Origin of the sequence: Embleya sp. NPDC127516, assembly GCF_044765325.1 — a bacterium.
Taxonomy (GTDB): domain Bacteria; phylum Actinomycetota; class Actinomycetes; order Streptomycetales; family Streptomycetaceae; genus Embleya.
Window position 1 is genome coordinate 61,349 of record NZ_JBIWJT010000028.1, and the last position, 12,876, is coordinate 74,224.

Annotated in this window: 12 protein-coding genes; 6 read left to right on the plus strand and 6 right to left on the minus strand. The window is 71.2% G+C overall.

Annotation, left to right across the window (positions count from 1 at the left end):
- Positions 1 to 51: 51 nt before the first annotated feature.
- Positions 52 to 1,293 carry an acyl-CoA dehydrogenase family protein gene (locus tag ACIRL2_RS38565; RefSeq protein ID WP_395859534.1) on the plus strand — a complete coding sequence of 414 codons (1,242 nt, stop codon included), beginning with the start codon at positions 52 to 54 and terminating at the stop codon, positions 1,291 to 1,293.
- Positions 1,290 to 2,435 (plus strand): acyl-CoA dehydrogenase family protein, encoded by a 1,146-nt coding sequence (locus ACIRL2_RS38570; protein ID WP_402238612.1) that lies wholly within the window; start codon positions 1,290 to 1,292, stop codon positions 2,433 to 2,435. Before ACIRL2_RS38565 ends, ACIRL2_RS38570 begins: the two co-directional genes overlap by 4 nt.
- 85 nt (positions 2,436 to 2,520) lie before the next feature.
- Here ACIRL2_RS38570 and ACIRL2_RS38575 read toward each other — a convergent pair whose 3' ends face one another.
- From ACIRL2_RS38575 to ACIRL2_RS38600, 6 genes are all read right to left on the minus strand, one after another.
- Positions 2,521 to 2,664, minus strand: a complete 144-nt coding sequence (locus ACIRL2_RS38575; protein WP_395859536.1) for a hypothetical protein — start codon at positions 2,662 to 2,664, stop codon at positions 2,521 to 2,523.
- Between the two features lie 96 nt (positions 2,665 to 2,760).
- Positions 2,761 to 3,285 (minus strand): hypothetical protein, encoded by a 525-nt coding sequence (locus ACIRL2_RS38580; protein ID WP_395859537.1) that lies wholly within the window; start codon positions 3,283 to 3,285, stop codon positions 2,761 to 2,763.
- Between the two features lie 58 nt (positions 3,286 to 3,343).
- Positions 3,344 to 4,087 (minus strand): ABC transporter ATP-binding protein, encoded by a 744-nt coding sequence (locus tag ACIRL2_RS38585; RefSeq protein ID WP_402238615.1) that lies wholly within the window; start codon positions 4,085 to 4,087, stop codon positions 3,344 to 3,346.
- Positions 4,084 to 4,845, minus strand: coding sequence for an ABC transporter ATP-binding protein (locus tag ACIRL2_RS38590; protein WP_395859539.1), 762 nt, complete (start codon positions 4,843 to 4,845; stop codon positions 4,084 to 4,086). Before ACIRL2_RS38590 ends, ACIRL2_RS38585 begins: the two co-directional genes overlap by 4 nt.
- Positions 4,835 to 7,063, minus strand: coding sequence for an ABC transporter permease subunit (locus ACIRL2_RS38595; RefSeq protein ID WP_395859540.1), 2,229 nt, complete (start codon positions 7,061 to 7,063; stop codon positions 4,835 to 4,837). The genes ACIRL2_RS38590 and ACIRL2_RS38595 overlap by 11 nt, the downstream gene beginning before the upstream one ends.
- Positions 7,064 to 7,314: 251 nt before the next feature.
- Positions 7,315 to 8,871: an ABC transporter substrate-binding protein gene (locus tag ACIRL2_RS38600; protein ID WP_395859541.1), complete on the minus strand. Its 1,557-nt coding sequence runs from the start codon at positions 8,869 to 8,871 to the stop codon at positions 7,315 to 7,317.
- Between the two features lie 459 nt (positions 8,872 to 9,330).
- Here ACIRL2_RS38600 and ACIRL2_RS38605 point away from each other — a divergent pair, with 459 nt between their 5' ends.
- The 4 genes from ACIRL2_RS38605 to ACIRL2_RS38620 all read left to right on the plus strand — a co-directional run bounded on the left by ACIRL2_RS38605 (position 9,331) and on the right by ACIRL2_RS38620 (position 12,876).
- Entirely contained in the window at positions 9,331 to 10,170 is an 840-nt protein-coding gene (locus ACIRL2_RS38605; RefSeq protein ID WP_402238619.1) for a spermidine synthase, read from the plus strand.
- A gap of 218 nt (positions 10,171 to 10,388) precedes the next feature.
- Positions 10,389 to 10,874 carry a nuclear transport factor 2 family protein gene (locus ACIRL2_RS38610; RefSeq protein ID WP_395859543.1) on the plus strand — a complete coding sequence of 162 codons (486 nt, stop codon included), beginning with the start codon at positions 10,389 to 10,391 and terminating at the stop codon, positions 10,872 to 10,874.
- The gene (locus tag ACIRL2_RS38615; protein WP_395859544.1) at positions 10,871 to 12,358 is read left to right on the plus strand and encodes an MFS transporter; all 1,488 of its coding nucleotides are present in this window, start codon (positions 10,871 to 10,873) and stop codon (positions 12,356 to 12,358) included. The genes ACIRL2_RS38610 and ACIRL2_RS38615 overlap by 4 nt, the downstream gene beginning before the upstream one ends.
- 14 nt (positions 12,359 to 12,372) lie before the next feature.
- Positions 12,373 to 12,876 carry a tetratricopeptide repeat protein gene (locus ACIRL2_RS38620; protein WP_402238622.1) on the plus strand — a complete coding sequence of 168 codons (504 nt, stop codon included), beginning with the start codon at positions 12,373 to 12,375 and terminating at the stop codon, positions 12,874 to 12,876.

Genomic DNA, 12,876 nt, shown 5'->3' on the forward strand with positions numbered 1-12,876 from the left:
AGGGCGTCATGACGACGGACGGAGGCACCGGTTGTGGGAGAGCGGGACGGCGTGAGCGACCGAGAACCGGACGACCCTGCCGGCGGCGGACCGGATGCCGGTGCCGTCGACGCGGCCCAGGTGCGGCGCAGAGTGGCCGAACTGGTCGCGGCACACGATCCGACCACGATGCCCTCGGCCGAGTTCCTGGGCCATCGCTTCGACGCGGGCCTGGCCTGGGTGCACTTCCCGATCGGCTGCGGCGGCCTGGGTGCCTCGCGGGCGTTGCAGCAGGTGCTCGAGAGCGCGTTGACCGCGGCGGGCGCGAAGGCGGCCGGTGGGTACCGCAATCCGATCGGCCTGGGGATGGGCGCGCCCACCATCGTCGCGCACGCGGGCCCGGAGTTGCGGGCCCGGTTGTTGCGCCCGCTGTGGACCGGCGAGGAGATCTGGTGCCAGCTCTTCAGCGAACCCGGCGCGGGCTCGGACCTGGCGGGTCTGGCCACCCGGGCGGTGCGCGAGGGTGACGGCGACTGGATCGTCAACGGTCAGAAGGTGTGGACCTCGCTCGCGCACAAGGCGCGCTGGGCGATGCTGCTCGCCCGGACCGATCCGGACCTGCCCAAGCATCAGGGATTGACCTACTTCTTCCTGGACATGACGTCGCCGGGGGTCGAGGTGCGTCCGCTGCGCCAGGCCACCGGACAGGCCGAGTTCAACGAGGTGTTCCTGACCGACGTGCGGATCCCGGACGCGCACCGGGCGGGCGAGGTGGGCCAGGGCTGGACGGTGTCGAACACGACGCTGATGAACGAGCGGGTGGCCATCGGCGGCGCGGCGGCCCCGCGCGAGGCGGACGCGATCGGCGCGGTCGCGCGGATGTGGCGGGATCGGCCGGAGCTGCGTACGCCCGGGCTGCACGACCGGCTGCTGCGGGCCTGGGTGGAGTGCGAGGTGGCCCGGCTGGGCAACGAGCGCATCCGCCAGCAGTTGGCGGCCGGCGCGCCCGGCCCCGAGGGGTCGGCGGCCAAGATCGCCTACGCCCGGCTGAACCAGGACGTGACCCGGTTGTGGCTGGAGCTGACCGGCGAGGAGGGGCTCGGCTACGACGACTGGGCGATGCGCCGCAGCGAGCTGGGCCAGGCCACGCTCGGTGCGCGCGCGCCGGGTTACTACTACCTGCGGGCCAAGGGCAATTCGATCGAGGGCGGCACGTCCGAGGTGCTGCGCAACGTGATCGCCGACCGGATCCTGGACCTGCCGCGCGAGCCGCGGACGGACACCAGGGTGCCGTGGAAGGAGATGCCCCGGTGAGCGAGTCCGGCATGCCGTCGCTGCTGTACGGCGAGGTCGAGGAGGATCTGCGCGCGACGTTGCGCGAGTTGTTGCGGGATCGCTGCGGGTGGCACGACGTGCTGGCGCGGATCGACACCGACGAGGCGTACGACGACGGGCTGTGGAAGGCGGTCGCGGCCGAGCTGGGCCTGGCCGGGCTGTTGATCCCGGAGGAGTTCGGCGGGGCCGGCGCGGGGCCTCGGGAGGTCGCGGTGGCGCTGGAGGAGCTGGGGCGCGCGGTGGCGCCGGTGCCGTTCCTGGCCAGCGCGGTGCTGGCCGGCTCGGCGCTGCTGGCCTGTCCGGCCGGCGATGCGCGCGACGGCGCGCTGCGCGTGCTCGCGGACGGCACCCGCACCGGCACGCTCGCGGTGACCGCGAGCACCTGGCCGGGGGCCGCCTTCCCGCTGTCGGTGACCGGTGCGCCGGACGGGCCGGGGTTGTCGCTGACCGGTGCGGTGACCGGGGTGTTGGCCGCGGATCGGGCCGAGTTGTTGGTGGTCCCGGTGATCGTGGCCGGCGAGCCGCACCTGGCCCTGGTGGCGGGCGACGCGGCGAACCTGACCCGGCGCGCGGTGACCTCGCTGGACGCGACCCGCCCGGTGGGCGAGTTGACGTTGGATCAGGTGCACGGCCGGGTGCTGGCCGGGCCCGAGCACGCCGAGGCGGCGTTCGGGCACGCGCTGCGGTACGGCGCGGCGCTGCTGGCGTCGGAGCAACTGGGGGTGGCCGAGCAGGCGTTGGCCGAGGCGGTGGCGTACCTGAAGGTGCGGCACCAGTTCGGCCGGCCGATCGGCTCCTTCCAGGCGTTGCGGCACCGCGCGGCCGATCTGTGGTCGGACATCGCCGCCGCCCGGGCCGCGGCGCGCTACGCGGCGGCGTGTCTGGCCGAGGACTCGGCGGACGCGGCGGTGGCCACCGCACTGGCCCAGGCGTACTGCGGCGACGTGGCGGTGCGCGCCGCGGAGGAGTGTGTGCAGATGCACGGCGGGATCGGCTTCACCTGGGAGCACCCGGCGCACCTGTACCTCAAGCGGGCGATGGCGTCCTCGCTGCTGCTGGGCACCTCGGACCGGCATCGGGCCACGTTGGGCACGCTGGTGGACCTGCCGCCCGCGATCTGAACGGGCGTCGACGCGGCTGTGGCCGGCCTCCGTGCGGAGGCCGGCCACAGCCGGGTCACGAGCGCGCTGTGCGAAACGGGCACGCCTAGCTGCGCAACATCAGGATGATCATCACGACCGCGACCGTCATCAGCACGGCCCACACCACCGTGACCAGCCGGAGGCGCTTTCCGTCCCGGGCGGGGGTGTCGGTCGGACCGGGGTCCGCCGGTTGCGGGTTGTCGCTCATGTCCTCGCTGCCCTCCACGGGTGCTGCGCGCGGCGTCCGTCCCGTTCAGGATGACACCGCGCGCGGCCCGTTGAGGAGTCCTCCCCCGAATGTCGCTCAGTGCCCCGCAGGGGTGGCGGGCAGCACCGCCGTGGCGTCCGTGCCCGGCCCGGCGACCGCCGGGGCGGCCTGCGGCGTCTGCTGGGCGGCGATCAGCCGGGCCAGCCAGAACCGCAGATACGTGGACAACGAATAGCGGATGAAGAGGGCGAACCCGAGGAGCGAGACCGGGATCGCCGCGAGACCCAACGTGATCGCGTCGTTCTGGGTCAGGATCAGCGTCGTGCCGTGCGACATGAAGTAGGCGCCGATGCCCATGCCGATCCCGAGCACCATGAGACCGACGCCCAGCCACATCAACTGGGTGTCGAGCATGGTCTTGGGCGCGCGCAGTTTGAGGGCACCGACGTCGGCGGTGAACTGCCGGGTCCGATCCTGAGTGGCCGCCGGGATCGCCGCGTGGCGCGGGGCGAACGCCGGTGGTGGTCCGGCCGTCGGCACCCCCTGCGGAACCGTCGGCGGCTCGCCGCCGGGCCTCGCGGGTGCGGGGTGCCCGTCGGCGTTCACGCTGTTCATACTCATAAAGTGCTCACCTCGTGGGTCGCCGTGAGGTTGGTACGTACCCGACGGCCATGTGCGATCAGCCGCCCAGGTACGCGCTGTGCAGGTCGCCGGCGATCTCGTCCGGGGTGCCGACCTGAAGGATCCGGCCACCGCTCATGACCGCGGCGAGGTCGGCGACGGCCAGGGCCGTGCGCGCGAACTGCTCGACCAGGAGCACGGTGACACCGGTCTCGGCGATCTTGCCGACCACGTCGTACAACTGATCGACGACGAGGGGCGCGAGGCCCATCGAGAGCTCGTCGAGCAGGATGATGGCCGGGTTGGTGGCGATCGCCCGGGCGACGGCCAGCATCTGCTGTTCGCCGCCCGACATCGTGCCCGCGGCCTGCGTCCGGCGCTCCTTGAGGCGGGGGAAGATCGGGAAGACCTTCTCCTCGATCTCCTTGCGGGAGACCCCTCGGTAGGTCGCCATCCACAGGTTCTCGGACACGGTGAGATTGGGGAAGACGCCGCGGCCTTCCGGGATGCTGCACAGGCCGATCCGGGCCAGGTCCACCGGCGCCGCCCCGGTGACGCACCGCCCGGCGAGGTGGATGTCCCCGCCGGTGGGCTCGTGCAGCCCGGTGATCACCTTGAGCATCGTGGTCTTGCCGGCGCCGTTGGGCCCCAGGACCGCCATCACCTTGCCGGTGGGCACCGCGAGGTCCACCTTGTGCAGCACCTCGACCTGCTCGTACGCGGCGCTGATGCCGCGCAGTTCGAGCAGTGGCGGGATGCCGCGCGGGCCGGCCGGCGGCGCGTCGGCCACGTTCAGCGTCATACGGTCTCCTGCAGGACTTCGGCGGCCTCCGCGGCGTCGGCGGTGCCCAGGTATGCCGCCTGTACGGCGGTGTTGGCGCGGATCTCGTCGCACGTACCGTTGGCGATTTTTTTGCCGAAGTCAAGCACGTGCAGTTCGTCGCAGGTGTTCATCACCAGATCCATGTCGTGCTCGACCAGGAGCACCGCGACCCCGTCGTCGGCGATCTCGCGCAACAACTGTCCGAAGCCCCGGGTCTCCTCGTCGTCCTGGCCGGAGGCGGGCTCGTCCAGGAGCAGGATCTTGGGCCGGGACGCCAGCGAACGCGCGAGCTCGACCACGCGGCCCTGTCCGGTGGGCAGTTGGTCGGCGCGTATATGCGCGATCTCGGTCAGGTTCAGGCGGTGCAGCAGGCGCGCGGAGGTGTCCTGCGGGGTCTCCTTGGTGCCCCGGTGCAGCCGGCGGTACTGCGCGGCGGCGACCTGGATGTTCTCCCGGACCGTCAACGAGCCGAACAGCTCCAGGCGTTGGAAGGTACGGGCCATGCCCAGGCGGGCCCGGCGGTAGGGCGCGAGCTTGCTGACGTCGCGCCCGTCCATCCTGACCCGGCCCGACGACGGCGGTTGGAGACCGGTGATCACGTTGAAGATCGTGGTCTTGCCCGCGCCGTTGGGTCCGATCAGGCCGGTGACCTTGCCCTCGTGGGCCCAGATGTTGACGTTGTTCAGGGCGGTGTGGCCGCCGAAGCGGACCGTGACGCCCTCGACCTCAAGCCCCATGACGCGCTCCAGGCAGGGTGGGTGACGGTGTGTCGGCCATCGCGACCGTCGGCAGCGAGGGCATCGCGATCAGCTTGTCCAGGGCCTCGATGTCGGCGGCCGCGAACCGGGCGCCGTTCAGGCCCAGCCCCTCGGGCTGCTCGGACAGGCCCGGCGGCAGCTCCTGTTCGGTGCGCGGTGCCTTGAGCATCAGTTCGGCCTTGACCGCGGCGGGGATGCCGATCACCGCGAGCAGGATCCCGATGACGAAGACCCAGTTCCCGATCACGTCGGTGAACCGCAGTACGACCAGCGCCAGTTGCGCCGCCGCGCTGGCGGCCAGGATGACCGGCCGGCGCAGTGCGGGCTCCCATTCCGGGCGAATCTTGGCGGCGATGAAGCCGTTCGGGTTCTTGCCCAGCGCGATGCCGTTGAGGCCGATCAGGATGGTGGTGAGCTGGGCGTAGTCGGGGAAGAGGTTGGTCATCAGCGGGGTGCCCAGGAAGATGCCCGCGAACAGCGCCGCGCCCGGCGAGGTCAGACCGGCGATCACCATCAGCATCAGCACCGAAAGCCCGGCGGTGAAGTCGAAGTTGACCGGCGACAGGGTGCCCAGCGCGCCGCCCATGATGCCGCCACCGACGCCCGCCATCGCGGCGGACAGGCCGAAGACGGTGAGCGTGGTCAGCTTGTGGTTCATCCCGATCGTCGCGCACGCCGCCGGGCTGTCCTTCATCGCCAGCAGCCTGCGGCCGAACTCGCCGCGCCGGATCCACACCACCACCAGCGAGGACAGCGCGAAGAAGACCGCGCCGAAGATGAAGTAGGCCCGGTCGGAGGAGATGTCGATGCCCGGCCAGTCGAAGCGCTCGAAGTTGAGCGTGCCGCTGTTGAACAGGTCGATCTTCGTGTCGCCCCAGGTGAACGCGGGCAGTTGGAAGATCCAGCGGTCCAGCATGACCGCGAACGCGGCGGTGGCCAGGGCCAGGTAGATCCCGGACAGGCGCAGTGCGGGCAGCGCGACCAGTACGCCGATGCCCGCGCAGATCAGCGCGGCCCACAGCAGGCCCAGCGGGTTGCCGCCGGAGCCCAGGTGCGACACGCAGATCGCGCCGATGCCCGCGAAGCCCAGTTGGGCCAGCGACATCTTCCCGGCGTAGCCGACCAGCGGAATCACCGACAGGCCGATGATCGCGAAGCCCCACATCTTGGTGCTGGCGAACAGGTCGGCGGCACCGAGGGTGTTGGCGGCGACCACCGCGCCCGCGATCACCAGGCCGGCGAAGACGAGCGAGCCGGTCCAGGTCGGGCGGTGCGCGATCTCGCGGGTGCGGGAGGAGGCGTGGCCGCGCAGCCGGGAGGTGGGCAGCAGCAGGATCGCCACGAACAGCACCAGCACGGGCATCGAGTCGGTGAGGCCGGACAGGTAGGGGCCCGCGGTGGGGAACCTGGTCTCGGTGAGGTAGCCCTTGCCGTACTCGGTGACCAACCCGATGATCATCGCGCCGACGAAGGTCCACGGCAGGCTCTTGAGCCGGCCGATCACCGCCGCGGCGTAGGCGTTGACGATCAACAGGGTCAGCGGCAGCGCGGCGAAGGAGAGCTTGGGCGCGATCAGGATGCCGGCGACCGCGGCCAGCATGGTGCCGGTCGCCCAGGCCAGCATGCCGGGCACCTCGGGGCGCGAGCCGTTGAGCACCGCGAGGTTGCGGTCGTCGACGGTGGCGCGCATGGCCACGCCCGCGCGGGTCGAGCGCAGCAACACCCACAGGCCGATCGCCACGATCAGCGCCACGGCCAGGGTGATCAGGTCGTGGTAGGACACGCGCGTGCCGCCGATGTCCACGGACTCGCCGGGGAAGAAGTTGACCACGTTGCGCGGGGTCTGCGGATCCCAGATCCACATCACCGCGGCGAGCAGGCTCAGCAGCACCGCGACGGTGACCATCAGGCGCGTCGTCTCCGACGTGCCCTCCAGCCGTCGCATGATGGCGAAGTGCAGGAAGACCCCGAACGCGGGGGCCAGGATGCCCAGCACCACGACGATGGACAGCCATACCGGCCAGCCCCAGTCGAAGTGCAACTGCCAGTAGGTGAAGGCGGCGAGCGCGCCGGTGACACCGTGGGCGAAGTTGAAGATGCCCGTGGTGGTGTAGGTCAGGGTCAGGCCGCCGGCGGTGATGGCATAGATGCCGCCGGTGACCAGGCCGCTGATGGTGAGGATGATGAACTCGTGCACGCGCCCTCCGTTCGGGCCGGGCCGTGTCGCGGGGCGATCGGTCTCGGAGACTGGTGCGGCACGGCTCCTGACAGGTCGTCAGGGCCGCTGGGCCGCCCTCCCGCCCGGTGCGGGGCGAGAGGGCGACGGGTGTCGCTGGGTCGGACCGACCGGAGTGAGCGGCCGACGGGTGCAGCGGTGGTGCGGGTCGTGCGGTTGCCTGGTGGTGCGGTGTCGCGGGTGGTGCGGTGTCGCTCGGGTGTGCGGGCGACTCAGGCGTTCTCCTCCGGCGGCGCGGCCGGCGGCGGCTCGCCCGAGTCGGCGGGCGGCGGGCTGCCCCCACCGGAAGTCTCCGCGGGTGGCGGCGTACCGGCTCCCGGAGTGGTCGGCGGCGTCGAGGCCGGCGGCGCGCTCGGCGCACCTGGCGCGACCGCCACCACGTTGGCCGGGTCGCAGTTGAAGAACTCGGCCTTGTTCGGCTTGGTCAGCGCGGCGTCGTACTCGAAGCCCTTGGCGGTCGCCTTGACCATGGTGAAGCAGTCGGCGGCGCGCACGTCCTTGGTCTCCACGATCGGACCGGGCGCGAACAGGCCGCCCGCGTCCCAGTTGGCGCGCTTGCCCTTGGCGAGCACGCACTCCGTGGTGAGCTCCGTACCGCACTCCTTGACCGCGCTCGCCCACAGCAGCCAGGAGTTGATCCCGGACATGTGGAAGAACTCCAGGTCCTTGCTCGGCTCGGCCAGGTGCAGGATCTCCAGCGCCTTCTGCACGGCCGGGTTCTTGTCGCCGAGCGACTGCGGCACGAACGTCGGGTAGATGTAGGTGTCGGGGATCTTGGAGTTCTTGGCGGCGGCGAGGGTGTAGCGGTTGTAGGCCGAGGCGTCGCTGACGATGACCTTGGGGTGCCAGTTCATCGCGTCCATCTCGCGGAACATCGACGACGAGTCCACCGCGAGCCACGTGGTGATCAGCATCTCGACCCCGGCGTTCTTCATCTTCTCCAGCGTCGTGCGCCCGGGGGGCGGCATGACGGGGACGTCCTCCTTGTAGACGATCGTGCCGCCGGCCGCCTCCACACCCGCCTTGTAGCGGGCCATCGAGGGCCGCAGCGAGGCCATGTTCTGGCCGAGCAGGCCGACCTTGGCCTTGACCTCGGGGTGCGCGGCGAAGACCGCCTTGTACGCGCCCACGACCGTGGTGGACACCGGCAGGCCGACCGCGAGGTCCTGGAGGTCGGCCTTGGCCGATTCCTCGCCGACCACGTAGGCCGGGAAGGCGCCGAGCTTGCACCCGGTACGCGCCTTGACGCCGTCGTTGTCGAACGGGTTGCCGCCGCCGACCACCATGAAGTCGCTCTGGCAGGCAGCCGTCATCACGGTGCCGACGTTGCTGAGCGCGGCGTCGCGCTGGGTCAGCTTGATCGTGCGGCCGTTGATCCCGCCGAGGCCGTTGCACCACTTGGTGAAGCCGTCGGCCATCTCGAAGAACTCTTTGCCCAGGCCCGGTTGCGCGGGGGCACCGGGGTCGCCGGTCACGCTGACCGAGATCTGCTTCTCGGTGACGCCTCGGTCGGCCTTCTTGGTGAGCGGCTTGCCGTCGCCCTTGCCGCAGACGTCCTTGAGCGTGCCGAAGTCACCGGGCGCGCCGGTACCGACGGGAGCCTTCGGGTTCTGGGATCCCGCGGTGCCGGAGCCCCCCGATCCCGGACCCTTGGCCACCGCGTCGTCACCCGAGCGGCTACAGCCGACCGCCAACAGGAGCGGCACGACCAGCAAGCCGGCCGCCGCTCGGCGGCGCGTCCCACGCCGCCCGGCGGAAGTTGATGCCATCAGCCCTCCCGACACTTCGTTTCCGCGGGCCGGGCCGATGTGCCCGGTGCGCTCTCACGTACTTCTCCTGCGCTGTGCTCGCGTCGTTCTCGTCTTGTGCTTGCCCTGCCCCGGGCTCCGCCTGCGAGGCGTCCCTGCGACTGGATCTGACATGCCATCAGTCAATGGGCCATGAAGCAATGGCCGGGACCTTAACGGGGTGTCCTACAGGGTGCAAGAGTCACCGAACCGGCGAAAACCGCTGGCCGGCAGCCCATGCCCGGCCCTGTGCGAGGTGGGGCGCAGCACTGCACACGTGTCACCGTTCGGCCCCTCGGGATCGGACTTCCCCGGCTTCGTGATGGCACTGTTATGAGGTGCTCGCGATCCGCCGCACACGGCATGTGAAGGCGCCCGGGAGGCGAGAAGGCGACACGGCGACACCCGTTCTCCATAAAGCGACAAGGAGTCAGTGAACCGATGTACACGATCGATCCGACCACCGACGCACACGAGATCGAACGCGTCCCGGCGGCGGACGGCGAACTCGTCCTGCGGCAAGTGGGCGAGCACTACGAGATCATCAGCAACGGCTGCTTCCTGATGGACACGCGCGCGGGCGCGTCGGAGCGGCTGCTGGTACGCACGGCGTTGGACGCGCTGGAGGGGGTCGACGCGCGCGGCGCGCTCGCCACTCCCGAGGCACCCGACGCACCCGAGACGCTCGGCGTCGCCGGAGGGCTGCGAATCCTGGTCGGCGGACTGGGTGTCGGCTTCACCCTGCGCGAGGCACTGACCGATCCCCGGGTCGGGCAGGTGACCGTGGTCGAACGTGAACCCGCCGTGGTGCGGTGGGGTCGAGGGCCGCTCGCCCCCTTCTCGGGGCACGCGCTGGCGGATTCGCGGGTGAGGGTGATCACATCGGATCTGGTGGCCTGGGTGCGCTCCCCTTCCATCGCGCCCGCCGACGGGGTGTCGGAGCGGGCGGACCGCGAGGCGGCGGCCCGGTCGGGCAAGGGGTCGGACGAGCGCCCCCACGTGTCGCGCGAGGGGTCGGACGAGCGCTTTCACGCGTTGTGCCTGGACATCGACAACGGGCCGGATTGGACGGTCACCGACGGCAACGCGTCGCTGTACGACGACGCGGGACTGGCCGCGCTGCGGGCCAGGTTGTTGCCGGGCGGAGTGCTGACGGTGTGGAGCGCGACCGCGAGTCCGGCCTTCGCGGACCGACTGCGGGCCCGGTTCGCACAGGTGACCGTGCATCAGGTGCCGGTGCCGCGCGGGGAACCGGACGTGGTGTTCGTGGCGCGGGGGTAGCCGGCCGGCCGGCGGCACGGGTCGGCCGCGACCGGGACTCGGGCGCTTCGTACGCACCGACCCGGGCGCCCGGTCGGGTCGACCCCGGGCGCCCGGTTCGGACCTCCCGAACAGGTGGTTCGTTGCGCGGAAGATGTAACTGACGCGACGTCAGAGAAACTTGCGTGTGTCATCCAACTGCTGTCAGCATGCGATCGACGGCTGGTGAAAGGGTGGACATGCACGACGACGAGGCGGATTCGCCCGCTCTGCACGATTCGGGGGAACTGCGCGATCGCAGCGAGATCCGGGACGTGGCGCAGACCTACGCACACGGCGCGGATCGCCGCAAGCCCGACCTCGTCGCCTCGATGTTCACCCCCGAGGGCCGCCTGGTGATCCACCGCGACCCCGGATCCACCGAGCCGCCGGCGGTACGCACCGGCCGGGCCGAGATCGCCAAGGCGCTGACGAGCCTGGACCGATACCTGGCCACCACCCACCTGATCGCCAATCAGCTCGTCGCCTTCGAGCCGGGCGGCGATCGGGCGAACGCCGAGACGTACTGCATGGCGCACCACATCTACGAGTCGTGCGGAGTACGCCGCGACCGGGTGATGTCGATCCGCTACCTCGACACGTTCGCGCGCACCGACGAGGGCTGGCGCATCGAGACCCGCACGCTGCACTGCGACTGGGTCGAGGACCGGCCGCTGACGGCATGAGCACGGGCACCAAGGGGGCCGCGCGCACACCGACCAAGCGCCACGGCCCGACGATGATCCTGGTCGCCCTGTCCTTCGCCGCGACCACGATGGCGGTCATGCAGACCGTGGTCTCGCCGATCCTGCCGCAACTACAGAACCGTCTCGGCGTCTCCAGCTCGGCCATCGCGTGGGTGCTCACCGGCAACCTGCTCGCCGCCGCGGTGGCCACCCCGCTGCTGGGCAGGCTCGGAGACCTGCGCGGTCGTAAACGTTTCCTGCTGCTCGCGCTCGCGGCGGTCGCGGTCGGCTCGGTGCTGGCCGCGTGCACCACGTCCTACGTGATGCTGATCGCCGGCCGGGTGCTCCAGGGCATGGGCGGCGGCGTGGTCCCCCTCGCGCTGAGCGTGGTGCGCGACGAGTTCCCCAAGGAGCGCTCGGCGGGCAGCATCGCCACCATCGGCGCCACGATCAGCGTCGGCGCCACGTTCGGCTCGGTGATGACCGGCCTGATCGCCGACCGCTGGGACTACCACCTGCTGTTCTGGCTCTCCGCGCTGGTGGCGGCGCTGTCCATGCTGATGGTGTGGCGGGTGGTGCCGGACACCGCCGAACGGCGCCAGGGGCACGTCGACCTGATCGGCGCGCTGACCCTGTCCGCGTGGCTGGCCGCGCTGCTGGCCGCGGTGAGCATGGGCAGCCGGTCCGGATGGGGCGATCCGCTGGTGCTCGGCGGGCTGATCCTGGCCGCGCTGATGTTCGCCGCGTGGATCGCCTGGGCGCTGCACCACCCCGAACCCCTGGTCGACCTGCGGGTGATGGCCCGCCGGCCGGTACTGCTGGCCAACCTGTCCGGGGTATTCACCGGCATGGCGATGTACGGCTCCTCGCTGCTGTTCCCGCCGTTCATCCAGGCGCCGTCCGCGCTCGGCTACGGCTTCGGCAAGTCGGTGCTGATCGCGGGCCTGATCATGCTCCCGGGCACGATCGGCAACCTGGTGGCGGCGCCGGTGGCGGCCCGGATGACCAATCGGTACGGCCCCAAGCCCGCCCTGGTGCTCGGACCGCTGCTCAGCGGCGCGGCGTTCGCCCTGCTGCTGCCGCTGCACGGGCACTGGTGGGCGTTCTCGATGGTCGGCGTGCTGTTCGGCTTCGGCCTCGGGCTCGCGTTCTCCGCGATGCCCGCGCTGATCAACGACAACGTGCCCGCGGACATGACCGGCGTGGCCAACGGGATGAACGCGGTGCTGCGCACGGTGGGCGGGGCGACCGGTACGGCCGTGCTGGGCGCGATCCTGAGCGCGACCCTGGTCGACTCGGGCACCGCGCGGGCGGCGGGCGTGGCCCAGGCACCGGAGCTGACCGGCTACCTGATCTGCTTCGGCATGCTGGGCACCGGCTGCCTGCTCGCGGCGCTGCTCGCGTGGTCGATCCCGGCCACGCACCGAACCGGGCGGCCGGTTCGGGTGGTTCCCGAGCCCGACCGTGTGCGGGCCGCCCGATAGGGAACACTGCCCGGATGATCGACAACGAACGGGACACGGCCCTGGCCGAGGCCATCGCGCTGCGCGAGGCGGGCTCGGTGGAGGAGGCGCGGGCGCGGCTGGTGCCGCTGGTCGAGCGGTATCCGGGCGACGCGCAGGTCGCCTATCAGGCAGCCTGGGCACACGACGTGCTCGGCCTGGAACGCGAGGCCGTGCCGTTCTACGAATGGGCCCTGATCGGGGACGGGCTGCCGGCCGAGGACCGCCTGGGCGCGTTCCTGGGCCTGGGCAGCACATACCGCGCGTTCGGCGCGCACGACAAGGCGGTGGCGATCCTGCAACGAGGTCTCACCGAATTCCCCGACGACCCGGGCCTGACCACGTTCCTGGCCATGGCGCTCTACAACGCCGGTGACCCCAAAACCGCGGTCGAATCCCTCCTCCACGTCATCGCCACCACCAGCACCCACCCCCACCTGACCCCCTACCGCAAAGCCCTGACCCTCTACGCAACCGACCTGGACGCCACCCACCCCTGA

Excerpts from the sequence above, each read along its gene's own strand:
- ACIRL2_RS38575 (WP_395859536.1), bottom strand. The coding sequence starts at position 2,664 with ATGAGCGACAACCCGCAACCGGCGGACCCCGGTCCGACCGACACCCCC.
- ACIRL2_RS38580 (WP_395859537.1), bottom strand. The coding sequence starts at position 3,285 with ATGAGTATGAACAGCGTGAACGCCGACGGGCACCCCGCACCCGCGAGG.
- ACIRL2_RS38585 (WP_402238615.1), bottom strand. The coding sequence starts at position 4,087 with ATGACGCTGAACGTGGCCGACGCGCCGCCGGCCGGCCCGCGCGGCATC.
- ACIRL2_RS38590 (WP_395859539.1), bottom strand. The coding sequence starts at position 4,845 with ATGGGGCTTGAGGTCGAGGGCGTCACGGTCCGCTTCGGCGGCCACACC.
- ACIRL2_RS38600 (WP_395859541.1), bottom strand. The coding sequence starts at position 8,871 with ATGGCATCAACTTCCGCCGGGCGGCGTGGGACGCGCCGCCGAGCGGCG.
- ACIRL2_RS38605 (WP_402238619.1), top strand. The coding sequence starts at position 9,331 with ATGTACACGATCGATCCGACCACCGACGCACACGAGATCGAACGCGTC.
- ACIRL2_RS38610 (WP_395859543.1), top strand. The coding sequence starts at position 10,389 with ATGCACGACGACGAGGCGGATTCGCCCGCTCTGCACGATTCGGGGGAA.
- ACIRL2_RS38615 (WP_395859544.1), top strand. The coding sequence starts at position 10,871 with ATGAGCACGGGCACCAAGGGGGCCGCGCGCACACCGACCAAGCGCCAC.
- ACIRL2_RS38620 (WP_402238622.1), top strand. The coding sequence starts at position 12,373 with ATGATCGACAACGAACGGGACACGGCCCTGGCCGAGGCCATCGCGCTG.